Genomic DNA, 26,517 nt, shown 5'->3' with positions numbered 1-26,517 from the left:
AGAGAGCAGGTGAAATTGTGGGGGGATTATTAGACAAAATCCAGACCACTGGAGATATTAAAAAATTGAAGAAAGAAGAGTTGGAGCTTCTTTGTAGGGAACTAAGACGGTTCTTATTGCAACATGTTTCCAAAACTGGTGGCCATCTAGCCTCAAATTTAGGGGTAGTGGAGTTAACGGTGGCATTAGAATATATCTTCAATCTTCCCCAGGATAAAATTGTATGGGATGTGGGGCATCAGGCCTATATCCATAAAATACTAACAGGTAGAAAAGAAGGCTTTACGACGTTACGACAATTGGATGGACTAAGTGGTTTTCCAAAGCCAGAAGAAAGTAATGCAGATGCCTTTGCGGCGGGACATAGCTCTACCTCTATTTCTGCAGCATTGGGAATTGCAAAAGCCAGAGACTTGCAAGGGAAAAAGGACAATGTAATCGCAGTCATCGGCGATGGCTCTATGACAGGTGGTCTTGCCTATGAGGCTTTGAATAATGCGGGACGGGATAAAACCAATTTGATTATTATTTTAAATGATAATCAAATGTCCATTGACCATAACGTAGGTGCAATCAGTAAACACCTGAATAGCCTTCGTACCAGCGATCCCTACCGAAACCTTAAGAATAACTTTAAGGATTTTAGAGATAAGGTACCCGTTCTTGGGAAAGTAACTTATCGGGTTTTAGAAAAGGTGAGAGACAGCGCAAAGTTGTTATTTTTGGAGGGTGCTGTTTTCGAGGAATTCGGATTAAAATATTTCGGCCCTGTGGATGGTCATAATATAGAGGAAATGCTGGAGTTATTCCAGAACGTAAAGGATACAAAGGAGCCAATTTTAATTCATGTGAAAACTGTGAAGGGAAAAGGATATGTGCCTGCGGAGAAAAATCCGGGGCCATTTCATGGAGTTGGTCCCTTTGATATCAAAACAGGTAAAAGTATCGGAAAAAGCAGTGATCCTAGCTGGTCTACAGTTTTTGGCAAAAAAATGGTGGAATTGGGGCATAAGAATCCCAATGTGGTGGGCATTACCGCTGCTATGTGTAGTGGAACGGGGTTTGAGGATTTTCACGCCACCTTCCCTGAACGTTTTATAGACGTGGCCATTGCCGAGCAGCATGGTACTACCTTTGCCGCAGGCTTAGCAAGCCAAGGCATGGTGCCCGTGTTTGCAGTATACTCATCCTTTTTACAAAGGGCCTATGACCAAGTGATTCATGACGTTTGTATGGAAAACCTTCATGTGGTTTTTGCCATTGACCGAGCGGGGATTGTTGGTGCAGACGGAGAGACACATCAAGGTGTCTTTGACCTGTCCTTTTTAACCCATATTCCAAACATGACGGTGCTATCACCTAAAAATGCTTGGGAACTGGAAGAAATGCTGGAATATGCGGTAAATGAATGTAAGGGGCCTGTTGCCGTACGCTATCCTAGGGGGACGGCAAATACAGGCTTTCAAGATGAAAAAGCGCCGATTCAATATGGAAAGGCGGAAGTGATTGAAGAAGGTACTGGCATTGCGATTTTGGCGGAAGGACATATGCTTCAGGCTGTGAGTGAGGCTGTGGAATGGTTGAAGGAAGATGGATTCACGCCAATGCTGGTGAATATGCGGTTTATTTCTCCGTTAGATAAGGAACTTTTAATCGAAATTGCTTCAAAGTGTGATAGGATTTTCACTGTGGAGGATAACCTTCGCAAAGGTGGTTTTGGATCCAAGGTTTTGGAGTTTTATAGTGATGGAGGATACCAGGTTGCGGTTTCCAACTTAGCTTTCCCTGATAAATTTATAGAGCAAGGCTCCCAGAGTCAACTTTTTGCCCGTTATGGTTTAGATGGAGAGGGTATATACAAAACGGTGAAAGAAAAAATAGGAGATAACTATGGCAGATAAAGAAAGACTGGATGTCTTACTGGTGGAAAAAAACCTAGCGACATCTAGGGAACTGGCAAAAGCATATATTATGGCAGGAAATGTATACGTTGACGGTATGAAAGAAGATAAAGCTGGCACAAAGTTTCCCGTTACAGCTGAAATTGAGGTAAAGGGCTCGCAAATGAAGTATGTAAGCCGTGGTGGATACAAACTGGAAAAAGCCATCGACGAATTTGGAATTTCTTTGGAAGGGAAAATCTGCTTGGATATCGGAGCCTCCACAGGTGGATTTACCGATTGTATGTTACAAAATGGTGCTGTAAAAGTCTATGCCATTGATGTTGGATATGGCCAGTTCGCTTGGAAATTGCGTACCGATGAGCGAGTTGTGTGTTTGGAAAAAACCAATGTGCGTTATGTAACCCATGAACAAGTACCCGATGAGGGGGATTTTGCATCCATTGACGTTTCTTTTATTTCCCTTACCAAGGTATTGCCTGCTGTTTTAGGGGTTTTGGGCGGAGCCGGTCAAGTGGTATGCTTAATTAAGCCCCAATTCGAGGCAGGCCGAGAAAAGGTTGGTAAAAAAGGTGTTGTAAAAGACATAGGGGTGCATAAGGAAGTAATAGAAAAAATTGTGGACTATGCATTTGAACAAGGTCTTGGTGTTTTAGGCCTTAGCTTTTCCCCAATTAAGGGGCCAGAAGGAAATATTGAGTATTTGATATATTTAGATAAAAAATACGAAGGAATGACCAAAGAGGAGGTAACACTCCTTGTGGATGAGGTTGTGGGGAAATCCCATGAAGTACTATGATGGGAAAAGAGGTAGTATATGCAAAAAATCGGATTGATTCCCAATATTGAAAAGGATAAAGACTTAGCGGTAACCAAGCGTTTGGTACGACACTTATTAGATAAAGGTTGTATCCCACAGCTATCGGAAAAAGTTGCCCAGTTAACAGGCCTTGAAATGTATGCCAGAAAAGAGGCTGAAATATTTGAACATTCGGATTTTATTATCTCCCTTGGTGGCGATGGAACGCTGTTGGGCGTTGGCAGAAAGGCTTGCCAGTATAATACACCCATTCTAGGGGTGAACCTAGGCACTTTGGGCTTTCTAACAGCAGAGGAAAAAAACAGAGCAGAGTATGCCATTGATCGAGTTTTAATGGGGCAATACAAAAAAGAAAAACGTATGATGCTTCAAACGTCCATCGCATTGGAGGATGGGCGAATCAATGGGATTACTGCTTTAAATGATATTTGCATTACCCGTGGTTTATTGTATAAAATTTTGGAATTCAACGTATTTGTTAACGATGAATACGTAGACACACTACGAGCAGATGGTGTTATTATCTGTACGCCAACAGGATCCACAGCATATAACTTATCTGCAGGGGGGCCTGTTTTAAAGGCGGACGCAGAGATTATTGCAATTACGCCCATTGCGGCCCATACCTTAGGCAGCCGTCCCATTGTAGTTTCTGCTGATGATGTGATAACGGTGGAAGTCAATCCAAGAGAGGATACCGCATTTACCATTAGTGCGGATGGGCAGGAAAGCTGGAGTTTAACAGGAAAAAAAGTTGTACAAATTCGTCGAGCAAAGGTATATACAACCATCATTAAAACAAATTCGCAGAACTTTTACGACGTTTTGCGTCATAAATTATCAAGATAAAATATATGGCAGAAGAAAAGGGAGGCGTGGGCGATGAAGATTGCCAGACATGCAAAAATTCTTGAATTAATTGAAAACTTTGATATTGAAACTCAGGATGAGTTAGCTCAAAGACTGTGCGATGAAGGGTTTATGGTTACCCAGGCTACAGTTTCCAGAGACATTCGAGAAATGAAATTAACAAAGATTGCTACGGAAAAAGGGCGACAGAAATATGCTATTATCACTGGTAATGATACGGAAATTACAGAAAGATTGACTCGTGTATTCAAAGAAGCAGTGGTGAAGATGGACTATGCACAAAATATTATTGTCGTTAAGACATTGGAAGGCATGGGAATGGCAGTGGGCGTTGCCTTGGATAATATGCAAAATACAGAAATTTTAGGCACCATTGCAGGGGATGATACGGTTTTCTGCGTGGTACGTACCCACAATCAAGCAGCCGTAATCATTGAAAAGTTGTATCGCATTATCCATAGTGCATAAGTGCCGATAGGGGGGAATGGCTATGCTGGAAAATCTTCATATTAAAAACGTGGCGTTGATCGAGGAGTGTCAGGTTGCTTTTGGCTCAGGCTTAAATATTTTAACAGGAGAAACGGGTGCAGGTAAGTCTATGCTCATTGACTCACTTCAGTTTGCTTTAGGCGGAAGAATGGGCAAAGACTTCTTGCGAAAGGATCAAAAAAAGGCATTGGTCGAGGCTCTTTTTTCTGTAAAAGACCGTGGGTTTTCAACGAAATTAGAGGAAAGCGGAATTGAACCTGAGGAAGATGGAACTGTATTAATCACCCGTACTCTGAATGACGGGGGGAAATCCGTTTGCCGTATCAATGGTAGTATCGTGACGGTAACGATGTTGAGAGAATTAGCTACAGATTTAATTGATATTTATGGACAGCATGAGCACCAATCCCTTTTAAGCCCATCTAAGCATATTCGTTTATTGGATCGCTTTTGTGGTGGTAGATTTGATGAGGTGAAAGAGGCCTATACCAAGAGCTTCGAAAAAAGAAAAGAAATAGACAAGCAGCTGGAAGAATTAATGGGGAATGAAGCCCAGAGAGAACAACGTCTGGATATTTTAAATTTCCAAAAAGACGAAATTGAAAATGCTTCGCTATCTGTTGAAGAAGAAGACGAACTGATTGAAAAGAAGAAGCGCCTCATGCATATGGAGCGTTTGATTCGTTTGACCCTAGAAAGTGCAAGCCTTTTATACGATGGTACGGATGATGTGCCTTCTGCTTGCGATAACCTAAGCAGTGCGGTTTCAAACATAAAAGAGTGCTCTAGTTTAGATTCAACGCTAGAAGGCTATTATAATGACCTAGAAGACATCTATGCAAGGCTGGAGGATATCTCAAGGGAAGTGAAAAGATATGCCCAAAACTTGGAAGATGATCCCGATGAATTAGAAAGAGTAGAGGAACGTCTTCAGATAATATATAAAATGAAACGAAAGTATGGCGGTAGTGTTGAGGCAGTTTTACGTTTTTATGATGAAATTGTCAAAGAGATTGATTTCTTCTCCAATAGCCAAGAACGAGTTGAGAAATTAACTGCCCTAAGAGAAAAGGAACAGCATGTGCTTGAAACTGCGGCAGAGGAATTGACGGCTCTGCGTGAAGAAGCGGCATCAAGAGTTGCCAAGCAAATTGAAGAGTCCCTAAAGGACATGGAGATGAAAAATGCTAAGTTTTACATACAAGTGACCCCTCGGGATGAATGGAATAACATGGGCAAGGATAAAGTGGAGTTCTTGATTTCTGCCAACGCTGGGGAAGATTTAAAACCCCTAGCTAAAATTGCTTCAGGGGGCGAAATGAGCCGTGTTATGCTGGCGTTAAAGGCAGTTTTGGTTGATGCGGATGAAATAGAGACATTCATCTTTGATGAGATTGATACAGGTGTCAGCGGCAGAACTGCGGCTAAAGTAGGACAAAAGATGAGCGTTATTGGAGAAAAACGCCAAATACTTTGCATTACCCACTTGCCCCAAATTGCTGCCATGGCGGACAAGCATTTCCTAATTGAGAAAGAAACCATAGGCCATCAGACCATTACTTCGGTGAAAGGTTTGAACGAGGACGATGCTGTAGCTGAGGTTGCTAGATTAATGGGGAGTGCCACAATTACCAGTGCTACATTAACTGCTGCTAGAGAACTGCGGGCGGGGAAGAAGACTTTACAAAAATAAAAAGAAAATGAAAAAGCGACATATCCGCCTATGCGAATAAGTCGCTTTTTATGTTATTATAGTTTAAAGTCTTCAGGTTTTTGGGCAACCTGAAGAGAAGAAGAGGAAAAGCTGTTGGAATCGGAATAAGGGTCGCTAATGGAACCCTCTTGGCGAGTTAATAGCCACTGGATATAAAGGAGTAACTCTTTTTTGCTTTTCTCTTCAAGCATTTCAAAATAATCAATAAAAATTTCGAAATCATCGGTTTTTTTATCGGGTTCATAAGGACGGCGGATTTCATTTACACCCAAAAGATAATCCATAGATACATTAAAAATAGATGCAATTTTTTTTAAATCAGAAATGGAAGGTTGATTATGTCCAGATTCATAGTTTGAAATAGCAGTTGCCCCGTAGGTTAATTCTTTTGCTAAAGCTGCTTGCGTCATTTTTTTTTCTTTACGAAGCTGTTTGAGTCTATCGTGAAATTCCATAAAAACACCTCATTACAGTAGAGTGTATATACTAATAAAGTAAATTTTTTCCTTTAAATAATTATAGAGTGAAAAAGGGTAATGGGAAAGATGTAATCATAAAAAAGGAAATGTATAAATATAAAATCCATGAATCGTGGATAAAAGTAAAGTATTTATGACTTATGTCATTTTAATTTTTCAGAATCTATTGACAAGTTATGAAAAAAATGATATTTTAAAATCACATAAAGCATATCAGAATACTATGATATAAAAAGACGCCGAAAGGAGCATTTTTATGGCAACAAAAATATATATGGACAATGCAGCAACAACCCCTGTAAGAGATGAGGTACTCAATACAGTTATCCCTTACTTTAAAGAGTATTACGGCAATGCATCAAGTGTGTATAGTATTGCAAAAGAAAGCAAAAAAGCATTAGAAAAAGCCAGAGAACAAGTAGCAAAAGGCATCGGCGCAAAAACAGACGAAATATTTTTTACTGCTGGTGGATCCGAAAGTGATAACATGGCCCTTAGAGGTGTTGCAGAAGCCTTAAAAGGGAAAGGTAACCATATTATAACAACAAAAATTGAACACCATGCAATTTTGCATACCTGTGAATATTTAGAGAAGCAAGGTTATGAAGTAACCTATTTATCCGTAGATGAATTCGGTAAGATTAGTTTGGATGAACTTGAAAAAAGTATTCGCCCAGAAACAATTTTAATTTCGGTTATGTTTGCAAATAATGAAATTGGCACCATTCAGCCAGTTGCTGAAATTGGTAAGCTAGCTCGGGAAAAGGGCGTTTTATTCCATACAGATGCAGTGCAGGCTGTTGGCCATGTCCTTGTTGACGTAGAAGAAATGAAGATTGATTTGCTCTCTTTGAGCGGCCATAAATTAGGTGCGCCAAAGGGTGTGGGTGCAATTTATATACGAAAAGGAGTTCCTGTTCAGCCTTTGATTTTTGGTGGTGCTCAGGAAAAGAGAAAACGTGCAGGTACTGAAAATATCCCTGGCATTGTTGGCTTAGGAAAGGCAGTAGAGTTGGCAGTGGCAGATATGGAAGCTGAAACGAAGCGTTTGGTAGAGTTAAGAGACAAACTGATCTCCGAAATTCTGGCGAAGGTTCCTGAGAGTCGCTTGAATGGTCACCCTACAGACAGACTTCCCGGTAACTGTAATATTTCTTTTGCTTATATTGAAGGCGAATCTATGTTATTATTGTTAGATGCAATGGGAATTGCAGCTTCCAGTGGATCTGCTTGTACTTCAGGCTCTTTGGATCCATCCCATGTATTGATGGCAATTGGACTGCCTCATGAAATTGCCCATGGATCTTTAAGACTGACTTTGGACCGCATCAATACACCAGAGGACGTGGAGTATGTTTTAAATAAAGTTCCCGATGTTGTTCAGAAATTAAGGGAGATGTCCCCTTTATATGAAGAAGTAATGAATAAAAAGGTATAAGGCAAGGATACGAAGGAGGAAACTCATATGGAATACAGCGAAAAAGTAATGGATCATTTTATGAACCCTAGAAATGTTGGTGTAATTGATGATGCCAGTGGTGTTGGTCTTGTTGGCAATGCAAAATGTGGCGATATCATGAAGGTGTATTTAAAAATTGAAAACGGGCGTATTGAAGATGCAAAATTTAAAACGTTCGGATGTGGCGCTGCGGTAGCAACAAGTTCAATGGCAACGGAATTGGTAAAAGGCAAAACAATTCAAGAGGCTTTGGAAGTTACAAACAAAGCGGTTATGGAGGCTTTGGATGGTTTGCCACCTGTGAAGGTACACTGTTCATGTCTTGCAGAGGAAGCCCTTCATGCAGCACTTTGGGACTATGCACAAAAGAATGAGATTGAAATTGAAGGCTTAAAACCCCCTGTAGAGGACGTTGATGAGTTGCATCATCATGGGCATGAAGAATAAAATTGAATAAGGCAATGAAAATAACGACAATTCTAGTAGTTGTCGCTATTTTTTTGCTTTTTTATTAAAAAATTTAAGCTTGCGTATGATATCGTCACGGGACATAAGTATATCGCCTAACGATATAACGGAGGTGGATATAATGTCTAATGGAGAGATAGGTGCTTTGACAGAAGGTGTTTACTATATTTTAGTGTTCCTAATTGAGCCTTTACATGGATATGGAATCATTCTAAATGTAGAGAGGCTGTCAAGGGGAAGATTTTTGTTTCATAAAAGAAAAAGAGTAAGCGTACTATATTTATGTTTCTTCATTTATTCAAGGCTGATTTATCCTAAAAATATCCAATTAAAATATTGCTTTTTCGTATAAAGTGACGAAAATATTTTTTTATTTGTAATTTCGAAGGGAAATCGGCACATGTGAAGAAAGTTAATATATGTATATGTTGTTAAAAAATGATATTTGTAATGCATCTATACACCAGCGGCATTTTCGCCATTAAAATTGAATCAGGAGGTTGGTATTATGAAAAATTACACTGCAGACAAAGTAAGAAACGTAGTTCTATTGGGTCACAGCGGTTCCGGTAAGACAACATATGCCGAAGCAGCTCTCTTCTACTCCGGTGCGACTAAGCGCTTTGGAAAAGTTGACGAGGGCAATACCGTTAGTGACTATGAAGCAGAAGAAATTCGTCGTAAGGTATCAATCAACACATCTGTATTGCCCGTTGAGTGGCAGGATACGAAAATCAACTTCCTAGATACACCAGGTTATTTTGATTTCATTGCCGAAGGAAAAATGGCAATGAGCGTAGCCGATACAGCTTTGATTATGGTTTCGGCAAAATCAGGCGTTGAAGTTGGAACGGAAAAAGCTTGGGAACATACAGAAGAAATGAATCTTCCTAGATTTTTTTTCGTAAACCAAATGGATGACGAAAATGCAGACTTTGAAAAAACATTAGCAGATTTGAGAGAAAATTTTGGTAAGGCAGTTGCGCCCCTACAAATTCCTTTTAACGATGAAGACGGTAAGTTTGTCGGATTTATTAATTTAATTAAAAAAGATGCAAGAAAGAAAGTAAGCGGCAAGTTGCAGCCTTGTGAAGTGCCTGCGGATAAAGTTGACGAAGTAGAAATTCTCCGTTCTATGTTAGTCGAAGTAGCTGCTGAAAGCAGTGAAGAATTGATGGAGAAGTTCTTTAATGATATAGAATTAACGGAAGACGAAATTTATGATGGTTTACTAGCGGGGATTGAAAATCGTAGTATTGCCCCTGTGATGTGTGGCTCTGCAACTTTAGGTTATGGTGTAAAATTACTTATGAATACCATTGTTCGCTTTACGCCTCCTTCCATAGAAGCGAAGAAAAGCTTCCATGCAACGGTTGATGGAACGGAAACCTTGCTTTCTAGTTCAGAGGAAGAAAAGTTCTCGGCCTTTGTATTCAAAACAATCTCTGACCCATATATTGGTCGCTTAAACTTGTTTAGAGTTATGTCAGGCAAACTGGATCCATCTATGACTGTTTATAACGTGGAGAAAGACACTACGGAAAAGGTTGGTCATCTTTATATCGTAAGAGGGAAGGAACAAATTGAAGTAAGTGAATTACATACTGGGGATATTGGTGCTTTGGCGAAACTTTCCAATACATCTACCCAAGATACCTTAGCTACGAAAGATCATCCCATTGTAATACCGAAAGTTCCTCTGCCAAGCTCTGTTCTTTCCATGGCTATTCAGCCTAAAGGCAAAGGTGATGAAGATAAGCTTTCTGCAGCATTATCAAAAATCAGAGAAGAAGACCCAACTCTTAAAATGGAAGTAAATAAAGAAACAAAGCAGACCATACTTTCAGGTATTGGTGAACAACAGCTTGAGGTAATGATTAATAAGTTAAAAACAAAATATAAAATAGAAGTGGATTTGTTAGATCCTATTATTCCTTTCAGAGAAACTGTGAAAGGAAAAGCCTCCGTAAGAGGCCGTTACAAGAAACAGTCTGGCGGACATGGCCAATTTGGCGATGTTGTCATAGAATTTGAACCCAGTGGTGACATGACATTACCTTATGTATTCGAAGAAAAGGTTTTTGGCGGTTCTGTGCCAAAGCAGTATTTCCCTGCTGTTGAAAAAGGCTTGCAGGAATGTGTACTAAGTGGTGTTTTAGCTGGTTATCCTGTTGTTGGATTAAAGGCTACCTTGACAGATGGCTCCTACCACCCTGTAGACTCCTCGGAAATGGCCTTTAAAATGGCGACGTCAGTGGCCTATAAAGAAGGTGTTCCTCAAGCAAAGCCTACGTTATTAGAGCCAATTGAGCATGTTGAAGTATTAATCCCCGAAAAGTACATGGGCGATATCATGGGTGACATTAACAAGCGTAGAGGACGGATTTTAAGCATGGATGCTGTTGGAAACAAAAAGTGTATCGTTGCAGAAGTCCCTACTTCAGAGATGCATAAGTATGCAACAGATTTACGCTCCATGACACAAAGCCGTGGGGATTATACCCATCGCTTTGAACGCTATGAAGAAGCTCCAATGGAAATCCAGAAAAAGATCATTGAGCGTAGGGCGGCAGAAAAAGAAAAATAAGTTGTAAAATAGGAATGTTTATTGTTGAATATGTAGACACTTACCATGGAAAACTTGCAAAAAGTGAAGTTTTTATGGTAAGTGTTTCTTTATATAGGATGAAAAAGTTGAGCATCTATCCAGGTTGCTATATTTCAAGTTATAGCATGAAGGAACCCTTTTGGTGCAAAAGTCACTGACAAAAAAAAGAATTTATGATAACATAAAAGCAATAGGGAAATGTTGGCGGCATTTTGCGTTAAGTTCCATCTATTATTTTTCCTAGTGTTTTTTCTTTCGTAAGATTCCGTTTTAAATACTTCAGGTTTGATGAATAAGTATTTTCCTATGATTTCGTATGACTTAGTTAAAATTGAGAAGAATAATTTACATTGGTTTGAAGAGTTAGGAGGTCTTTATATGCTTGATGTTGCAATCATTGGTGGTGGCCCAGCGGCACTATCAGCGGCACTTAATTGTCGTCAGAGAAACAAAACTGTTTGTGTTTTCGGTAGGAGTCTGGATAGCTCTCTGTTGTTTTCTGCTGAAAAAGTAGATAATTATTTAGGGATGCCTGACGTAAATGGCGAGGAAATGTTAAATCGTTTTTATGCCCATGCCGTGAAAAATGGTGTGGAATTTCAGGAGTGTCGTGTGAGCCAAATTTTAAATGTTGGTGAGCACTATATGATTAATGCGGAAAATAATTTTTTTGAGGCGAAAGCCGTTATTTTGGCAACAGGCCTTAGTAAAAGCAAAGGTATTTCTGGTGAGATGGATTATTTAGGAAAAGGCGTTAGCTATTGTGCCACTTGTGATGGAATGCTCTATCGAAACAAAAAAGTTGTTGTGGTTAGCGAGAATGAAGAAGGGGAGGCAGAGGCAAATTTCTTAGCAGATATTTGTAAAGAGGTCCTCTATGTCCCTTTATATAAAGATATCGCCCATCTTAAGGATAATGTAGTGGTTTTGGATGCAAAACCGAAAGCAGTACTTGGACAGAGCGATAAATTAACGGCACTTGAAACAGACAAAGAGACAATTTCCTGTGATGGTATTTTCTTTGCAAAGAACACCATGCCACCAGATAGCTTGGTATTCGGTCTGAAAACAGATGGGAAAAATATTGAAGTTGATCGACGTATGGCTACAAATTTGCCTAACGTATATGCCGCTGGTGATTGTACAGGGACTCCTTACCAAATTGCAAAAGCAGTAGGGGAAGGTTTAGTGGCAGCACTGTCTGCTGTTTCCGATATTGATAAGATGAAGAAAAAATAAAAAGACTCCCTTTAGGCAAAGTAGAATCAAGGGGTATAAACATGAATGATGCCCCTGGTGTTTTGGGATACTATTTTATTAGATTTCAAAATACAATATGCCTAGAGGGATTTATTTTTGCTGGATTTTAAGGCTTAATCCATAGGAAATTAGCAAGTAATCTTTTTTAAAACATTAGGTTTTTGAAATGGAAAATATAATAAAAATGAAAAGTTGAGAAAACAAAAGAAATCCTTAGTAAAAATAAAAAAAACTCTCAAATTTAAGAAAATTTATTGTAATTTAATCCAATTTCATATAATATAGCTAAATATAGTGTTTGAATATTCTATGAAAAATGCTAATATAATATCAGAAATCAGCACTCATGAAAGATGAGTGCTAACAGATACAAACAAGGAGGTATAAATATGAAACTTTCACCATTAGGAGATAAGGTAGTATTAAAGCAGTTAGAGGCAGAAGAAACTACAAAATCGGGCTTGATTTTAACTTCTCAGTCAAAGGAAAAGCCACAAGAAGCTAAGGTTGTTGCAGTAGGCCCCGGTGGTATCGTTGGCGATACAAAAATTGAGATGGTTTTAAAAGAAGGAGATCATGTTATTTTCTCCAGATATGGCGCAATGGAAATCAAATTTGACGGTGAAGAATATCTGGTTATGAGACAAAATGATATTTTGGCAATAGTAAAGGACTGATTTTAGGAGGCGTTAGATATGGCAAAAGAAATTAAATATAGTGCAGAAGCCAGAAGTTTAATGGCTGCTGGTGTAGATAAGTTGGCAAATACAGTAAAAGTTACATTAGGCCCTAAGGGACGTAATGTGGTTTTGGACCGAAAATTTACAACTCCCTTGATTACAAACGATGGTGTAACCATTGCAAGAGATATTGAATTGGAAGATCCCTATGAAAATATGGGTGCGCAGTTGGTAAAAGAAGTTGCTACTCAGACAAACGATGTTGCTGGTGATGGTACTACAACTGCAACGGTTTTGGCCCATGCAATGATTCAGGAAGGTTTGAAAAATATTGCTGCTGGTGCAAATGCAATCATCTTAAGAAAAGGTATGCAAAAAGCAACAGAAGCAGCAGTTGCTGAAATTAAAGAAATGAGCCAGGCAGTTACAACGAAAAAGCACATTTCTAACGTTGCCGCAATTTCCGCAGGTGATGATGAAGTTGGTGACATGATTGCAGATGCAATGGAAAAAGTTACAAACGACGGCGTTATTACCGTTGAAGAATCCAAAACCATGAAAACAGAGTTGGAATTGGTTGAAGGTATGCAGTTTGATAGAGGCTACTTATCTTCCTATATGTCTACTGATATGGAAAAAATGGTTGCTATTTTAGAAGAGCCCTTCATCCTTGTAACAGATAAGAAGATTTCCAATATTCAGGAATTGGTACCTATTTTGGAACAGGTTATGCAGGCAAACGGCAAAATTTTAATTATCGCTGATGATGTGGAAGGCGAAGCATTGGCAACTTTGGTTGTTAACAAATTAAGAGGCACATTCACATGTGTTGCTGTAAAAGCACCTGGTTACGGCGAAAGAAGAAAAGCTCAACTTGCTGACATTGCAGCATTAACAGGAGCTCAGGTTATTTCTGAAGAAATTGGTTTGGAATTGAAAGATGCAACATTAGATATGTTAGGCCGTGCGAAAACTGTACGTGTAGAAAAAGAAACTACAATCATCGCTGACGGTGCTGGTGTGAAAGAAGAAATCCAAGGCCGTATTCATCAAATTAGAACTGCAATCGAGGAAACAGATTCTGATTTTGATAGAGAAAAATTGCAGGAAAGACTTGCAAAACTTTGTGGCGGCGTTGCAGTAATTAAAGTTGGTGCGGCGACTGAAACAGAAATGAAAGAAAAGAAACTGCGTATGGAAGATGCGTTAGCGGCAACCAGAGCGGCAGTTGAAGAAGGTATTGTTGCCGGTGGCGGTACAGTTTTGGTTCATGCCATTGAAAAAGTAAAGGTTGCTTGCGAAAACTTAGTAGGTGATGAGAAAACCGGTGCTGATATTGTAATTAAGGCTTTGGAATCACCCTTGCGTCAGATTGTTGAAAATGCAGGCTTGGAAGGCTCTGTAATAGTAAACAAAGTAAAAGAAATGCCTGCTGGTACTGGTTTCAATGCTTTGACTGAAGAATATGTGGAAATGGTAGAAGCAGGTATCCTTGACCCAGCAAAAGTAACAAGAAGCGCATTGCAAAATGCAACATCTGTTGCATCTACGTTCTTGACAACAGAAGCGGTTGTTGCTGAATTGCCATCGAAAGCACCTGCAATGCCTGATCCTGGAATGGGCGGCATGGGTGGTTACATGTAATTTGGATATTTGTCAGACAAATTTACGTCCTGATTTCAGAAAGTTAAATTAGTTTAAAAACCTCTATCTTTTGATAGGGGTTTTTTTAGTATTATTTTTGATTTTTGTTCTTGTGAAAAAGGAGAATTCTTGTGGGGAAGCCCGTGTATATAAGGCTCAAACACGTGAAAATTCAGGCCTTTTTCTGTTTTTTTACTTTAAACTACAATTATTTTCTATAAATCTGTATAGTATTTTCGAAATAACTAAATAATAATGAATAACCTTAGTTTTGATCAGAAAACTAAGGGTGAAATGAAAATAATTTTAGTAAAAGGCCATTGGGCTTGATAAGAATTGATTAACATAAGAGTGATATTTTGTATTTTTTAGCCGATTTTTTAATAAATGTCTCTGATTCGAAAACAAATGTGCAATTTAAGAAAAAAATGTCCGCCTATTAAAAACTTTTTTCGGATTTTCTATTGACTTTGTATAAAAAGTTCATATATAATTGCCTTACTAAGACAAAAAGATTTTTCATTCAACATTTTTTTGTGTGAATTTACAAGATTATATGGAGGGAGAGGTAAGTATGTTACAGGCGTTCGATATTATCGGGCCGATTATGATTGGGCCATCCAGTTCTCATACTGCCGGTGCAGTTCGTATTGGTAAATACGCACGTTCTATTTTAGGTACAACTCCTGTTTCTGCTTTGATACGGTTTAGCGGTTCTTTTGCAAAAACGTATAAAGGCCATGGTACTGATAAAGCCGTTATTGCAGGCATTTTAGGTATGGAGACAGATGATGAGCGTATTCGTACCAGTTTTGATGTGGCTGAAGAAGAAGGGCTTAAATTTACCTTTGAGGAAACTGAGATTGATGGGGCACACCCCAATACAGCGGAAATTATTTTGAAAGATGCCGCTGGAAAAGAAGCCTTAGTCCAAGGGGCGTCCATTGGTGGCGGTAATATTATCATTAATAGAATTAATGATACAGTTACTTCGATTTCAGGAAAGTCAGATACATTGATTGTTCCTCATGAGGATGTTCCAGGTATGGTAGCAGTTGTTTCGAATATTCTCGCTGGGAATGGAGTGAATATTCACGGTTTTTCTCTTTGCAGAGATCACAAAGGTGGAACGGCAGTAATGACCATAGAAATTGATGGAAACATCGACGAGTCTATAAGTAAAGTCATTTTAGAACAACCCAATATTTTGGCTGCGACAGTTTTAAAAGCGATTTGATTTTCAAAAACATACAACGGGGATAGAACATTCTTTGTAGGGCAAGTGTGCAAAATAGCAGGAAATGAAATTTCCTTATTGTATTGTTTTTTGTTAAACTATCTTGAAAATGGGGTGTTAAAATTGAAATATGATTCTTTATCAGTTTTGGTAAAGGAAGCGGAAAAACAAAATCTACCTCTATGTAAGCTGATTTTAAAAGATCAGGCAGAGGTGGCAGAAACCGAAGAAAAGGTACTGTTTGAAAACATGAAACGTTCTTTCACAGTCATGAGAGAGTCTGTTGAAACGGGTTTAGACCCACACGAGCGTTCTGCCAGTGGACTAACAGGTGGGGATGCATTTAAAATGAATGAGGCTGTAAAGGCCAATAAAAACATTTGTGGAAAAATTTTTGGGGAGGCTATGGTAAAAGCCTTAGCAGTATCTCAAACCAATGCTTGTATGGGCAGGATTGTTGCTGCACCTACAGCAGGAAGTTGTGGTATTTTGCCTGCAGCCTTAATTACAATCTCCGATGATAGAAATATTCCTAATGATGATGTGGTTATGTCACTGTTTACAGCATCCGCCGTGGGCATGGTGATTGCAAACAAAGCAAGCATCGCCGGTGCGGAAGGAGGATGCCAAGCAGAGTGTGGTGCGGCTAGTGCAATGGCAGCCGCCGCCTTGGTTGAGCTTTGTGGGGGAACTCCCAAGCAAAGTGAGCATGCTTGTGCCATCGCCTTGAAAAATATTTTGGGGTTAGTATGCGACCCTGTAGCAGGCTTGGTAGAAATACCTTGTATCAAAAGAAATGCTATGGGAGTTGCAAATGCTTTCGTAGCAGCAGAGTTGGCCTTAGCTGGAATAGAGAGCGCAATTCCTGCCGACGAAGTGATTTATGCAATGAAGAAAATTGGGGAAGCCATGTCTCCTACGTTGAAGGAAACAGCAGAAGGTGGCTTGGCGGCAACCCCTACAGGTAAAAAGCTTTGTGAGAAAGTATTTGGTAGTTGTCAAAATTGCAAGTAATAACTTAATATTTTGTTTTTCTTTCGTACAACCAATGTAACCGCAATAATAACTAAACAAAATAGGAGAATTGATAAAATGAATAATTTATTGCAAAAATGGAATGATATCAGCTTAGTTAAGCGTATTATAGCTGGTCTGATTATCGGTGCTATTCTCGGTGTCGCAGTACCCTCTTTATCGGTTATTGGTATTTTGGGTGAGCTGTTTGTTGGCGCATTAAAAGGTGTAGCGCCAATCTTGGTTTTCTTCTTGGTAATGAGTTCTTTGGCTCAGCATAAGAAGGGTGCAAAATCAAACATGGGCTCTGTTGTAGGCTTGTACTTAATTGGTACTTTTGCTTCTGCTTTAGTAGCAGTAGTAGGTAGCTTCTTGTTCCCTGTAACTTTAACTTTGACAGAAGCTGCTGCAGGTAATGCACCTCCTGATGGTGTAGGCACTGTAATTAAAACTCTGCTTATGAACGTAGTTCAGAACCCTTTATCATCTATTGCTTCCGCTAACTATATTGGTATTTTAGCTTGGGCTATTGTTTTTGGTTTGGCATTGAAACACTCTTCCGATGCTACAAAAACAATGTTAAGTAACTTCGCAGACGCAATTTCTCAGGCAGTTAGATGGGTTATTGATTTTGCTCCATTTGGTATTTTGGGTCTGGTATATGCAACTGTTTCCACAAATGGTTTGGATATCTTCAAAGATTACGGTATGTTATTGGCATTGTTGATAGGCTGTATGGCTGTAATCGCTTTTGTGGTAAACCCTCTGATTGTTTTCTTAAACATCAGACAAAATCCCTTCCCATTGGTATTTAAATGTTTAAGGGAAAGCTTTATTACAGCATTCTTTACACGTAGCTCTGCTGCGAATATACCAGTAAATATGGCACTTTGTGAATCCTTAGGTTTGGACGAAGATAACTACTCCGTTTCCATCCCTCTGGGTGCAACGATCAACATGGGTGGTGCAGCGATTACAATCACAGTTATGGCTTTGGCAGCAGTAAACACACTGGGTTATACTGTTGATATTGGCACAGCTTTGATCCTGAGTATTGTTGCGGCGATTTCCGCTTGTGGTGCGTCTGGTGTTGCTGGTGGTTCTTTGTTGCTTATTCCTTTGGCTTGCTCCTTGTTTGGTATTTCCAATGATCTTGCGATGCAGGTTGTAGGTGTTGGTTTCATCATCGGCGTTGTTCAGGATTCTTGTGAAACTGGCTTAAACTCTTCTACTGACGTATTGTTTACAGCGGCAGCTGAATTCAAGCAGTGGAGAAAAGAAGGAAAACCTATTAAATGGTAAGATTCAATTCATAGATAATAATTGGTTGTACGAAAAATAGATTTTGGCAGTATAACAAGGGTGTTATTGCTGAAAACAGAAGAGATGTACAAATGGGCGGTGGAATTCACCGCCTATTTTTTATATAACGAAAAACCCCGCACAGGGAAGTTGTACGGGTTATGGTATTATTTTTCAACTTCTTTTTCACTTACTACCTCTTCATAGGCTAACTCAATTGCATCTTCTGCCTCTTCTTTGTCTTCGTCTTCTGTTGGCTCAATGGTAGTTTGTTGTGTTTCTTGATTAAAATTTTCTATTACCGTGGATTGCCCTTCCTCTAACTCCAGCTCTCTTACGCAACAGTCTTCAAGGGTTAGATTTACGTCATCTAAACACACTTCCTCGCCGTAGGTGTCATCCTGCTGCCAAAGGTCCTTGCAAATCCCACTTTCCGCCAATGCACTTAGTTTTAAATAAAGAAGGTATTCCAATTGGGATACATTGGCAATGGTTTTGTTTACCTCCCTGTTGGCTGCTAAGATTACATCAATGTCAGAAGATTCGTTGATAATTTTTTGCATTTTTTCTCCTTCGCAGTTTAAAATAAGGGCAATTCCTGCTTCTACCAAGGCGATGGATTCCAAAATGGCGGCACAAGCATCCCCCAATTCTTCAGGGGTGCAACAGCATTCATCACAAATATTAAAGTTGCACTGACATGGTTGGAAAGGTAGGCGGTCTAAAAATAGGCGGCACCGAAAAATATAAGGATAACAGCCCTTTTTTAACATAAAGAAATCCAAGTAGATTCGATCATCATTTTTCACACAAGGATTAAACAAAATATTTTTAATACGATTTTCATGGCTAATGGGGTATGAATATTTAACAATGCCCTCCCTATCTAAGATATAGATATACTGCTCATTATTTTTTACTCCGCTCATTACAAGGTTTGGACAAAGGCTTAAAATGCTGGTGATTTGCATGTAATTTGATTTGTAGAGTAAAAGAGAATGTCCATTTTCCTTGTTGGTTTGAATAATGCAGTTGCAATAAGAAATTATCAAGCTGTCGGAACAACAGTTATAGGCAATGCCTGTGATATCCCCCATACCATCTTGGTGACCGTAGATTATGGCGTAGTCAATTTCGCACATATTACAATTAAGTTTAAAAACGACATTGCTTTGTTTTTTTGTTGTTGCCCAAAAGCAGTGATCATTTTGGTCATAACAAATGCAGTCATATTCCTTACATGTGTTGAAACATTCAGCGATGTAGAAGCGACAATCGGTTTTAATAATTTCACAGGAGCACTGGACGGTAAAGTAATAAAAACATCCATCAAAAGCGCAATTATTATATTTTCTGGCACAAGTAATGGAGAGAGCGATGGAATCGGTCAGCTCAAACAGTTTCATGGAACCTCCCCCAATGGATAGATTCAGAGTCATTACTATATGATATGAAAACTTCAGTGCATTGCTAATCCAATTTTAAAATGTGTTTTTTTCCGTGAAAAAAGAAATATCGCCAACCTTTTTATGGTGGCGATACTTCTTACAGGACGCGATAAGTTAAGTTGGGAAAGTAAAAATAACTAAACTTAGCTGTTAATAACCTTTCAATACGAGTCACAGTGGTTTCCAAGGAACTTACTGATTTAATGACAGATAAAGCATACTACCAGCAAGTTCTTGTAATACCACTGTTTGAAATTATGGTTACCCATTGAATACTTCCCTCTAGAATAAAAATAAGTTCGAAGGATTTTTAGTGGCATAATCAGGCTGTTTTTTCGTTGTTTTTGGTTGTTATACTACTAAAAACAAGCATGATTATGCCAGTGGTAATGCTTGGTTGTGTTTTGGTTGGATTACATAAGCTGGTTATGTTAGTACATAGTATGTTGATGTGGCAAACTTGTGATTAGGAATTTTTTGTTTTCCATGAGGTTTAGGTATAATCCTGCCCATATAAGTGCTGCTACTTCAACGCCTGAAGGCACATTGAAAAAATATATCCTATGCACGATTGACCTGACTAGCATTAAAACGGTTTTATTAAAGTACTAATTTTTATTATGAGTAAAAAATATAGCCTTATAGCCAAAGCAAATATACCTACCGCCTGCATAAACAGGTGGTTTTCAAGCTAGAGTACCAATAAAAAACAGACATAGGAAAAACCTATGGTTTTTATATGTCTGTCATGTTTTCTATGGAACTATAACTTTAAAATTATCCATTCTGACGAGGATAAATCATATTTTCTTCCTTTATACAGGATAAAATATCATCTACAAATTTCTTGCATTCAATTTTGGTGATAGCCAAGTTATGGTCTAAGTAATTTCCGCACATTTCTGACTTAGCCGCAGGAATTTCCTCTGAGAAATTGCTCATATACTCATAACATTCTTTTATAATTTCCGCTACATCCTTTGATTCCAAGTCACCTTTAAAAATGGCATACATACCGGTGCGGCATCCCATGGGGCCAATATAAATGGTTTTCTCAGCCCAGATGGGGTGGCTGCGAAAGAAGGTCGCCATCAAATGCTCTATGGTATGCATAACGGAAGTATCTAAAACCATTTCACGATTGGGTTCTTTCATGCGAATATCAAAAGTTGTTAAAACTCCGTTTTCGACGGTATCTTTTCTGGATACGTAAATTCCTCTTAAAAGTGTATCGTGGTCAATGCCAAAGCTGGTTACGTCCATAATTATCTCCTTTTCTCTCAATCAGTCATCAAATAAGGTCATTCTACCCGTTTTCATAGGGAATTTCAAGTATAATTTCTATCGTTGGGGTTGATAGTTTACGGATTTTGCAGTAGAATGTTTTAATATGCATACAAATATACTATGGAAAAGGGGAATTCGCATGGCAAGACAAATAACAAGAGATGAAGCTTGGGAAATACTAACAAAATATAACAAAGAATCTTTTCATCTTCACCACAGTGAAACTGTGGAAAGTGTAATGCGTTATTTCGCAAAAGAACTTGGCTATGGTGGTGAAGAAGAGTTCTGGGGCAACGTAGGCTTGCTACACGACTTAGACTTTGAAATGTATCCAGATGAGCATTGCATAAAATGTCAGGAGATAATGAAGGAACATGATTTGGACGAGAGATTGATTCATGCAGTAGCCAGCCATGGTTACGGAATTTGCTGTGATATAGAACCTACCCATGAAATGGAAAAGGTCCTTTTTGCTGTGGATGAATTAACAGGTTTGATTGGGGCAGCAGCTTTAATGCGTCCTTCTAAAAGTGTGCAGGATATGGAACTTAAGTCATTAAAGAAAAAATTCAAAGACAAGGCTTTTGCAGCAGGCTGCAGCAGAGATACAATTAGACGAGGCGCAGAGCAGCTAGGTTGGGAATTAGATGATTTATTGATGAGAACTTTGGAAGCCATGAAGGCTGATCCAAGATACTAATGGTTTTTTGAAGTTGTAGTGTATTTTCTTTCAAACAATTCTCGAAAATAAGACTATGATGTTAGACTGGCTTAACCTATGATGAATTTGAACAATAAAATTGACTTTTAATGGTATCTGTGAATTTCATAGATACCATTTTTTCTAAAAAAAACATCTATATTACAGTAATATTTTTATTATGATGGGACACAATAAGATTGAAACCAAAACAAAGGAGGGAAACAACATGGAAAAGTGTAACGAATGTATTAGATGTACAGTTGAGCAATGTAGACATCATCACAACACAAAAAACTACTGTACCCTTGATGCGATTCAGGTAGGTACTCATGAAACCAATCCTTCAATGGATCAGTGTACTGACTGTAAATCTTTCAATTTAAAGTAAGATAACCGGTTATTTTTTGATAGCGGGCATCTTTTTATGTTTTCATAAAAGGGCGCCCGCCTTTCTTTTGTTCACTGAAAAAATAAAGTGGTTTTTTATACCGTGTTTACAAAATCGAAGGATTGGTGTATATTATTTGTCTAAGGTGGATGAAAAAACACAAGTGAAAAGATTGTACCCAATGATTTAAAAGTAAAACAATATTTACTTTAAATTTTTTCCTAGGATAAGCTGCTTTAGCGTAGAATAGAAGTGGGGTGATTTATTTATGAAAGTTTATTTAGTGCGCCATGGTGAAACAGACTGGAATTTGCGGGGAATGTTTTATGGATGGACTGACTGTGATATCAATGAAAAGGGAATTGCGCAGGCCATGAATTTAAAAAATTTCTTCAATACCATTGAGTACGATAAAATTTACGCAAGTGATTTGCTGCGTGCAGTACATACAGCCGAGATTATTGCTTCCGACAAAAAGGTAGAAGTAGCAAAGGATAGCTCCTTTCGGGAGTTGTTTTTCGGTGATTGGGAAGATAAAGAAGGGTCTTACATACGAGAAAATCATAATGAAGAATTGGACCTTTGGCTAAAGGAGTGGAAAACTAGCTCTTTGCCTAATGGAGAGGCTTTTCAAGATTTTTATCAAAGGGTAACAGAAGGATTGGAAAAAGTAATCCGTGATAACAAAGGGAAAACAGTGGTTATTGTTTCCCACAACGGCCCAATGAGTGCCATGCTTTGCTACTTAACAGGAGCTGGACCCGATGGGTTTTGGAGATTTTTTTCTGAACAAGGCTGTTACAGTTCGGTTTTAATTTCCGATAAAAAAACAACAATTGAGAAAATCAACTGTCCTGTTATATAGTTTAAAAAAAAATCAGTCTGTAAAGGAAAAGTACTTGACAGCCTGATTTTTTTTTAGTATGATTATTCAGGTAGTTGTAAAGTGATTTTACTTTACAGGGGGAATGAAGATGGTTGAAATTTTAAAGCTGACTTTGCTCTATGATTTTTACGGCGAGCTTTTGACAGAAAAGCAAAAGCAAGTGTTCGAGATGCATTATCAGAATGATCTTTCACTTTCTGAAATCGGAGAAGAACTCTCAATCAGCCGTCAGGCTGTGCGAGATCAATTAAAGCGTACAGAAAAAATATTAATCGGATATGAAGAAAAGCTTCGTTTGGTAGAGCGTTTTCAAGAACAGCAAAGGGCTGTTCGAGAAATGAAAAGTATCCTTGATGAAATTGGAACAGGAGAAATCAGCAAAGAAACAACACAAGCCATTACCACAATGAAGAAAATTGCAGACGCAATATTATCCTAGATAGGAGGGTGCTCTATGGCATTTGAAAATCTTTCCGTTAAGCTGCAGGAAGTATTCAAACAACTCCGCGGGAAAGGCGTTTTAACCGAGGATGACGTAAAGGTTGCGATGCGAGAAGTGAAAATTGCACTTTTGGAAGCAGACGTAAACTTTAAGATTGTCAAGGATTTTATTAAAAAGGTTACAGAGCGTGCCGTTGGCGTTGAAGTATTAGAGGGATTAAACCCAGGTCAACAGGTCATTAAAATCGTTAATGAAGAATTAATTTCTTTGATGGGTAGCACCCAGAGTAGATTAACTTACTCTAACCGTCCACCCACAGTATATATGATGGTAGGCCTGCAGGGTGCAGGTAAAACCACCAGTAGCGGTAAATTAGCAGGCCAGCTTAGAAAGCAGGGCAGAAACCCCCTTTTGGTAGCTTGTGACATTTATCGTCCAGCCGCAATCAAGCAGTTACAGGTGGTAGGCAAAAACTATGGTATCCCTGTTTTCGAAATGGGCACCGAAGTAAATCCCGTTGAAATATCAAGAAAAGCTTTAGAATATGCGGCAGAGCAACATCATGATGTGGTTCTGATCGATACCGCAGGACGCTTGCATATTAATGAAGAGTTGATGCAAGAACTGCAAGACATTAAGACAACTGTAAGACCACAGGAAGTTCTTTTGGTGGTGGACGCTATGACCGGTCAAGATGCCGTAACCGTAGCAGGTAGTTTTGATAGCCAATTAGGTGTAGATGGTATTATTATGACCAAGTTAGACGGTGATGCCAGAGGCGGTGCCGCTCTTTCTGTCAGAAGTGTGACCAACAAGCCAATTAAATATATCGGTATGGGCGAAAAAATGGAAGACCTTGAGCCCTTCTTCCCTGACCGAATGGCTTCCAGAATATTAGGGATGGGGGATGTCCTCTCTCTGATTGACAAGGTGCAGCAAAATATTGACGAGCAGGAAGCAATGGAGATGCAAAAGAAAATGCGCTCCAACGAATTTACTTTAGAAGACTTCCTTGTTCAGATGCAGCAAATTAAAAAGATGGGCCCTCTGAAAGACTTAATGGGGATGATTCCAGGGTTGAATGGGCTTAATTTGGAAAAGGCTATGGATGGTGTTGACCCCTCAAAGGAAATGGTGAAAGTAGAAGCCATTATCCAGTCTATGACCAAGGAGGAGCGGGGAAACCCCTCCTTACTGAATGGCCCAAGAAAAAAACGTATTGCCAATGGATGCGGGAGAAGCATTGCTGAGGTGAATCGTCTGCTGAAACAGTTTGAAGAAATGAAAAAAATGATGAAGCAGATGAACAACATGCAAAAGGGTAAGAAAGGAAAACTTCCTTTTTTCCGATAAAGTAACAGATCGTGCGTTTGAAACACTATCTGTTATACAATAGTTTTAATTTTTTAGGAGGTGAAATGACATGGCAGTAAGAATCAGACTGAAAAGATTGGGTGCGAAGAAGGCTCCTTTCTATAGAATCGTTGTTGCGGATTCCAGAACATCCAGAAACGGTAAGTCCATCGAAGAGATTGGTTACTACGATCCTACAAAGGAACCCGTTGTTCTGAAGGTTGACGCAGAAGCAGCTAGCAAATGGCTTAACACTGGCGCACAGCCTTCCGAAACTGCAAAGGCTCTGCTGAAAAAAGCTGGCGTAATCGGCGAATAATCCGAAGGCGGGAGGCTTGACTATGAAAGAATTATTAGAAGTCATTGCAAAGAATCTTGTGGACCAGCCGGAAAAGGTTCAGGTAACTGAAACGGAAAATGACCGTGCATTAGTACTGGAATTGAAGGTAGCCCCTGAAGATATGGGCAAGGTTATCGGGAAACAGGGAAGAATTGCAAAAGCAATTCGTACTCTGGTGAAAGCATCCGGCGTACATGAGGATAAAAAAATTATTGTTGAAATCATTCAATGAAAATTTACCCTGATTCATTAGGGCAAATAAAGGCGTAGACAATGTCTACGCCTTTTGTAAAAAGTGCAGTTTTTTTGAAAGATAAGGAAATAGCAGATAGATTATTCCCTCTTTGGGGATAATATCTAGACAGGGACTTCTGACCAAAGCCTTTTTGTGAAAATTACAATTACGGCTGGTGATGACCCTGCCTTATTTTCATGTTTGAATAAATTTATTTATTTCGAGGTGTTTATGGAACAGTATTTTGAGATAGGAAAAATCACTGGTACTCATGGAATTCGAGGGACGATGCGTGTATTTCCAACAACGCAAGATCCAACCAGATTTGAACGCTTAAAAGAAATTATCGTGGAAAACAGAGGGAAGAGAGAAACCTTTCATATACAAAAAGTAGCATATCATAAGCAGTTTGTGTTACTAACCGTAAAAGAAATAACAGATATTAATGTGGCGGAGCTTTATAAAAAAGGAACAATTTTAATTCCCGATTCCTTGGCCATTCCTCTGGAGGAGGATGAGTACTATGCAAGAGATTTGTATGGTTTAAAAGTTATTACAGATGATGGGGAGGAGCTTGGAGAGCTTACCAAAATCTATGTAACAGGTGCAAACGACGTATATGCGGTGCAAAAAGGCCCTGAAGAGAAGGAGCTTTTAATCCCTGCAATCAAAGATTGCATTAAGAAAGTGGATTTGGAAGAGGGCACGATGACAGTAACACTTTTGGAAGGGTTGAGATAAATGAAAAACTTTTTTGTTTTGACGCTTTTTCCTGAAATGATTAAGGAAACCCTTTCCCACAGCATTTTAGGCAGAGCCCAAAGAGATGGCTTTGTTTGTGTACAAGCCATTAATATCAGAGATTTTTCCAATAACAAACATTTACAGGTGGATGATTATCCTTATGGTGGTGGGGCAGGTATGGTTATGCAGCCACAGCCCATTTATGACGCCTATCAAAGCATATTGCCAAAGGCGGGTAAGGCACGGGTTCTTTACATGACGCCCCAAGGCAAGCCTTTTACCCAGCGTATGGCGGAAGAATTGGCTAAGGAAGAAAGCTTGGTCTTTTTGTGCGGTCATTATGAAGGCGTAGATGAACGGGTAATTGAGGAAATTGTTACCGATGAAATATCATTAGGGGACTTTGTATTAACGGGTGGTGAGTTGGCAGCAATCACAATGATTGACGCTATTTCACGTTTGATGCCTGGGGTTCTTGGTAAGGAAGCTTCCTTCGAAGACGAAAGTTTTTCAGAAGGCCTTTTGGAATACCCCCAGTACACAAGACCTCCTGTTTTTATGGAAAGACAGGTGCCGCCAGTTTTGTTAAGCGGCCACCACGGAAATATTGAAAGATGGCGTAGGGAACAGGCACTTCTGCGTACTGCAGCAAAGCGTCTTGATTTAATAAAAAAGGCTGAATTAAATAAGGAGGATATAGAGTTTCTAAAACTGAATAAGATTGAGCTTTGAGGTACAACAGAAGT

Annotated in this window: 26 protein-coding genes; 23 read left to right on the top strand and 3 right to left on the bottom strand. The window is 39.1% G+C overall.

What is annotated here, in order from left to right; genetic code table 11:
* Nucleotides 1-17: 17 nt before the first annotated feature.
* From dxs to recN, 5 genes are read left to right on the top strand one after another with little or no spacing between them, the layout of a single operon-like run.
* On the top strand, nt 18-1,901 hold the full coding sequence (gene dxs, locus RBQ60_RS09930; protein WP_307883528.1) for a 1-deoxy-D-xylulose-5-phosphate synthase: 1,884 nt from the start codon (nt 18-20) through the stop codon (nt 1,899-1,901).
* Nucleotides 1,891-2,700, top strand: a complete 810-nt coding sequence (locus RBQ60_RS09925) for a TlyA family RNA methyltransferase (protein WP_307883527.1) — start codon at nt 1,891-1,893, stop codon at nt 2,698-2,700. The genes dxs and RBQ60_RS09925 overlap by 11 nt, the downstream gene beginning before the upstream one ends.
* Before the next feature lie 18 nt (nt 2,701-2,718).
* Nucleotides 2,719-3,570, top strand: coding sequence for an NAD(+)/NADH kinase (locus tag RBQ60_RS09920; RefSeq protein WP_307883526.1), 852 nt, complete (start codon nt 2,719-2,721; stop codon nt 3,568-3,570).
* Between the two features lie 33 nt (nt 3,571-3,603).
* Nucleotides 3,604-4,059 (top strand): arginine repressor, encoded by a 456-nt coding sequence (argR, locus tag RBQ60_RS09915; RefSeq protein ID WP_307883525.1) that lies wholly within the window; start codon nt 3,604-3,606, stop codon nt 4,057-4,059.
* A 22-nt stretch (nt 4,060-4,081) separates the two neighbouring features.
* Nucleotides 4,082-5,773 (top strand): DNA repair protein RecN, encoded by a 1,692-nt coding sequence (gene recN / locus RBQ60_RS09910; RefSeq protein WP_307883524.1) that lies wholly within the window; start codon nt 4,082-4,084, stop codon nt 5,771-5,773.
* Nucleotides 5,774-5,829: 56 nt separating this feature from the next.
* Here recN and RBQ60_RS09905 read toward each other — a convergent pair whose 3' ends face one another.
* On the bottom strand, nt 5,830-6,249 hold the full coding sequence (locus tag RBQ60_RS09905) for a helix-turn-helix domain-containing protein (RefSeq protein ID WP_307883523.1): 420 nt from the start codon (nt 6,247-6,249) through the stop codon (nt 5,830-5,832).
* Nucleotides 6,250-6,529: 280 nt separating this feature from the next.
* Here RBQ60_RS09905 and nifS point away from each other — a divergent pair, with 280 nt between their 5' ends.
* The 9 genes from nifS (at nt 6,530) to sstT (ending at nt 17,945) form a co-directional block, all read left to right on the top strand.
* Nucleotides 6,530-7,711, top strand: coding sequence for a cysteine desulfurase NifS (nifS, locus tag RBQ60_RS09900; protein ID WP_307883522.1), 1,182 nt, complete (start codon nt 6,530-6,532; stop codon nt 7,709-7,711).
* A gap of 27 nt (nt 7,712-7,738) precedes the next feature.
* Nucleotides 7,739-8,179, top strand: a complete 441-nt coding sequence (nifU, locus tag RBQ60_RS09895) for a Fe-S cluster assembly scaffold protein NifU (protein ID WP_307883521.1) — start codon at nt 7,739-7,741, stop codon at nt 8,177-8,179.
* A gap of 529 nt (nt 8,180-8,708) precedes the next feature.
* A complete protein-coding gene (gene fusA / locus RBQ60_RS09890) occupies nt 8,709-10,787 on the top strand; it encodes an elongation factor G (RefSeq protein ID WP_307883520.1) in 2,079 nt (692 codons plus the stop codon).
* Nucleotides 10,788-11,186: 399 nt separating this feature from the next.
* A complete protein-coding gene (locus tag RBQ60_RS09885; RefSeq protein WP_307883519.1) occupies nt 11,187-12,047 on the top strand; it encodes an NAD(P)/FAD-dependent oxidoreductase in 861 nt (286 codons plus the stop codon).
* A 410-nt stretch (nt 12,048-12,457) separates the two neighbouring features.
* A complete protein-coding gene (locus RBQ60_RS09880; protein ID WP_307883518.1) occupies nt 12,458-12,745 on the top strand; it encodes a co-chaperone GroES in 288 nt (95 codons plus the stop codon).
* A gap of 18 nt (nt 12,746-12,763) precedes the next feature.
* Nucleotides 12,764-14,392 carry a chaperonin GroEL gene (gene groL / locus RBQ60_RS09875; protein WP_307883517.1) on the top strand — a complete coding sequence of 543 codons (1,629 nt, stop codon included), beginning with the start codon at nt 12,764-12,766 and terminating at the stop codon, nt 14,390-14,392.
* A 574-nt stretch (nt 14,393-14,966) separates the two neighbouring features.
* Entirely contained in the window at nt 14,967-15,629 is a 663-nt protein-coding gene (gene sdaAB, locus RBQ60_RS09870) for an L-serine ammonia-lyase, iron-sulfur-dependent subunit beta (RefSeq protein WP_307883516.1), read from the top strand.
* A 114-nt stretch (nt 15,630-15,743) separates the two neighbouring features.
* On the top strand, nt 15,744-16,643 hold the full coding sequence (gene sdaAA, locus RBQ60_RS09865; RefSeq protein ID WP_307883515.1) for an L-serine ammonia-lyase, iron-sulfur-dependent, subunit alpha: 900 nt from the start codon (nt 15,744-15,746) through the stop codon (nt 16,641-16,643).
* A gap of 78 nt (nt 16,644-16,721) precedes the next feature.
* A complete protein-coding gene (gene sstT, locus RBQ60_RS09860) occupies nt 16,722-17,945 on the top strand; it encodes a serine/threonine transporter SstT (RefSeq protein ID WP_307883514.1) in 1,224 nt (407 codons plus the stop codon).
* 167 nt (nt 17,946-18,112) lie between these two features.
* On the opposite strand, the gene RBQ60_RS09855 is transcribed toward sstT, so the two are convergent.
* The gene (locus RBQ60_RS09855) at nt 18,113-19,351 is read right to left on the bottom strand and encodes a hypothetical protein (protein WP_307883513.1); all 1,239 of its coding nucleotides are present in this window, start codon (nt 19,349-19,351) and stop codon (nt 18,113-18,115) included.
* 819 nt (nt 19,352-20,170) lie between these two features.
* Complete coding sequence (locus tag RBQ60_RS09850; RefSeq protein WP_307883512.1) at nt 20,171-20,656, bottom strand: S-ribosylhomocysteine lyase; 486 nt, start codon at nt 20,654-20,656, stop codon at nt 20,171-20,173.
* 163 nt (nt 20,657-20,819) lie between these two features.
* Here RBQ60_RS09850 and RBQ60_RS09845 point away from each other — a divergent pair, with 163 nt between their 5' ends.
* The 9 genes from RBQ60_RS09845 to trmD all read left to right on the top strand — a co-directional run bounded on the left by RBQ60_RS09845 (nt 20,820) and on the right by trmD (nt 26,503).
* Nucleotides 20,820-21,380, top strand: coding sequence for a hydrolase (locus RBQ60_RS09845; protein ID WP_307883511.1), 561 nt, complete (start codon nt 20,820-20,822; stop codon nt 21,378-21,380).
* 229 nt (nt 21,381-21,609) lie between these two features.
* A complete protein-coding gene (locus RBQ60_RS09840; protein WP_307883510.1) occupies nt 21,610-21,771 on the top strand; it encodes a DUF1540 domain-containing protein in 162 nt (53 codons plus the stop codon).
* Between the two features lie 268 nt (nt 21,772-22,039).
* Entirely contained in the window at nt 22,040-22,636 is a 597-nt protein-coding gene (locus tag RBQ60_RS09835) for a histidine phosphatase family protein (protein ID WP_307883509.1), read from the top strand.
* 109 nt (nt 22,637-22,745) lie between these two features.
* Nucleotides 22,746-23,096: a YlxM family DNA-binding protein gene (gene ylxM, locus RBQ60_RS09830; protein WP_307883508.1), complete on the top strand. Its 351-nt coding sequence runs from the start codon at nt 22,746-22,748 to the stop codon at nt 23,094-23,096.
* Nucleotides 23,097-23,111: 15 nt separating this feature from the next.
* The gene (ffh, locus tag RBQ60_RS09825) at nt 23,112-24,452 is read left to right on the top strand and encodes a signal recognition particle protein (protein ID WP_307883507.1); all 1,341 of its coding nucleotides are present in this window, start codon (nt 23,112-23,114) and stop codon (nt 24,450-24,452) included.
* Between the two features lie 70 nt (nt 24,453-24,522).
* Nucleotides 24,523-24,771 carry a 30S ribosomal protein S16 gene (gene rpsP / locus RBQ60_RS09820; RefSeq protein WP_307883506.1) on the top strand — a complete coding sequence of 83 codons (249 nt, stop codon included), beginning with the start codon at nt 24,523-24,525 and terminating at the stop codon, nt 24,769-24,771.
* A gap of 22 nt (nt 24,772-24,793) precedes the next feature.
* Nucleotides 24,794-25,024 (top strand): KH domain-containing protein, encoded by a 231-nt coding sequence (locus RBQ60_RS09815; protein WP_307883505.1) that lies wholly within the window; start codon nt 24,794-24,796, stop codon nt 25,022-25,024.
* A gap of 234 nt (nt 25,025-25,258) precedes the next feature.
* Complete coding sequence (rimM, locus tag RBQ60_RS09810) at nt 25,259-25,768, top strand: ribosome maturation factor RimM (protein ID WP_307883504.1); 510 nt, start codon at nt 25,259-25,261, stop codon at nt 25,766-25,768.
* Nucleotides 25,769-26,503 carry a tRNA (guanosine(37)-N1)-methyltransferase TrmD gene (gene trmD / locus RBQ60_RS09805; protein WP_307883503.1) on the top strand — a complete coding sequence of 245 codons (735 nt, stop codon included), beginning with the start codon at nt 25,769-25,771 and terminating at the stop codon, nt 26,501-26,503.
* Nucleotides 26,504-26,517: the final 14 nt, after the last annotated feature.

Source organism: Anaerotignum sp. MB30-C6, assembly GCF_030908465.1.
GTDB lineage: Bacteria > Bacillota > Clostridia > Lachnospirales > Anaerotignaceae > Chakrabartyella.
This window is presented reverse-complemented; position numbering and strand designations above follow the sequence as displayed.

What these genes read in the sequence shown, in the direction of transcription:
- nifS (WP_307883522.1), top strand. Translation starts at nt 6,530, where the DNA reads ATGGCAACAAAAATATATATGGACAATGCAGCAACAACCCCTGTAAGA.
- RBQ60_RS09885 (WP_307883519.1), top strand. Translation starts at nt 11,187, where the DNA reads ATGCTTGATGTTGCAATCATTGGTGGTGGCCCAGCGGCACTATCAGCG.
- RBQ60_RS09815 (WP_307883505.1), top strand. Translation starts at nt 24,794, where the DNA reads ATGAAAGAATTATTAGAAGTCATTGCAAAGAATCTTGTGGACCAGCCG.
- RBQ60_RS09840 (WP_307883510.1), top strand. Translation starts at nt 21,610, where the DNA reads ATGGAAAAGTGTAACGAATGTATTAGATGTACAGTTGAGCAATGTAGA.
- sdaAB (WP_307883516.1), top strand. Translation starts at nt 14,967, where the DNA reads ATGTTACAGGCGTTCGATATTATCGGGCCGATTATGATTGGGCCATCC.
- sstT (WP_307883514.1), top strand. Translation starts at nt 16,722, where the DNA reads ATGAATAATTTATTGCAAAAATGGAATGATATCAGCTTAGTTAAGCGT.
- RBQ60_RS09920 (WP_307883526.1), top strand. Translation starts at nt 2,719, where the DNA reads ATGCAAAAAATCGGATTGATTCCCAATATTGAAAAGGATAAAGACTTA.
- recN (WP_307883524.1), top strand. Translation starts at nt 4,082, where the DNA reads ATGCTGGAAAATCTTCATATTAAAAACGTGGCGTTGATCGAGGAGTGT.
- RBQ60_RS09925 (WP_307883527.1), top strand. Translation starts at nt 1,891, where the DNA reads ATGGCAGATAAAGAAAGACTGGATGTCTTACTGGTGGAAAAAAACCTA.
- nifU (WP_307883521.1), top strand. Translation starts at nt 7,739, where the DNA reads ATGGAATACAGCGAAAAAGTAATGGATCATTTTATGAACCCTAGAAAT.
- rimM (WP_307883504.1), top strand. Translation starts at nt 25,259, where the DNA reads ATGGAACAGTATTTTGAGATAGGAAAAATCACTGGTACTCATGGAATT.
- ylxM (WP_307883508.1), top strand. Translation starts at nt 22,746, where the DNA reads ATGGTTGAAATTTTAAAGCTGACTTTGCTCTATGATTTTTACGGCGAG.
- fusA (WP_307883520.1), top strand. Translation starts at nt 8,709, where the DNA reads ATGAAAAATTACACTGCAGACAAAGTAAGAAACGTAGTTCTATTGGGT.
- RBQ60_RS09845 (WP_307883511.1), top strand. Translation starts at nt 20,820, where the DNA reads ATGGCAAGACAAATAACAAGAGATGAAGCTTGGGAAATACTAACAAAA.
- RBQ60_RS09850 (WP_307883512.1), bottom strand. Translation starts at nt 20,656, where the DNA reads ATGGACGTAACCAGCTTTGGCATTGACCACGATACACTTTTAAGAGGA.
- groL (WP_307883517.1), top strand. Translation starts at nt 12,764, where the DNA reads ATGGCAAAAGAAATTAAATATAGTGCAGAAGCCAGAAGTTTAATGGCT.
- RBQ60_RS09855 (WP_307883513.1), bottom strand. Translation starts at nt 19,351, where the DNA reads ATGAAACTGTTTGAGCTGACCGATTCCATCGCTCTCTCCATTACTTGT.
- argR (WP_307883525.1), top strand. Translation starts at nt 3,604, where the DNA reads ATGAAGATTGCCAGACATGCAAAAATTCTTGAATTAATTGAAAACTTT.
- trmD (WP_307883503.1), top strand. Translation starts at nt 25,769, where the DNA reads ATGAAAAACTTTTTTGTTTTGACGCTTTTTCCTGAAATGATTAAGGAA.
- RBQ60_RS09880 (WP_307883518.1), top strand. Translation starts at nt 12,458, where the DNA reads ATGAAACTTTCACCATTAGGAGATAAGGTAGTATTAAAGCAGTTAGAG.
- ffh (WP_307883507.1), top strand. Translation starts at nt 23,112, where the DNA reads ATGGCATTTGAAAATCTTTCCGTTAAGCTGCAGGAAGTATTCAAACAA.
- rpsP (WP_307883506.1), top strand. Translation starts at nt 24,523, where the DNA reads ATGGCAGTAAGAATCAGACTGAAAAGATTGGGTGCGAAGAAGGCTCCT.
- RBQ60_RS09905 (WP_307883523.1), bottom strand. Translation starts at nt 6,249, where the DNA reads ATGGAATTTCACGATAGACTCAAACAGCTTCGTAAAGAAAAAAAAATG.
- RBQ60_RS09835 (WP_307883509.1), top strand. Translation starts at nt 22,040, where the DNA reads ATGAAAGTTTATTTAGTGCGCCATGGTGAAACAGACTGGAATTTGCGG.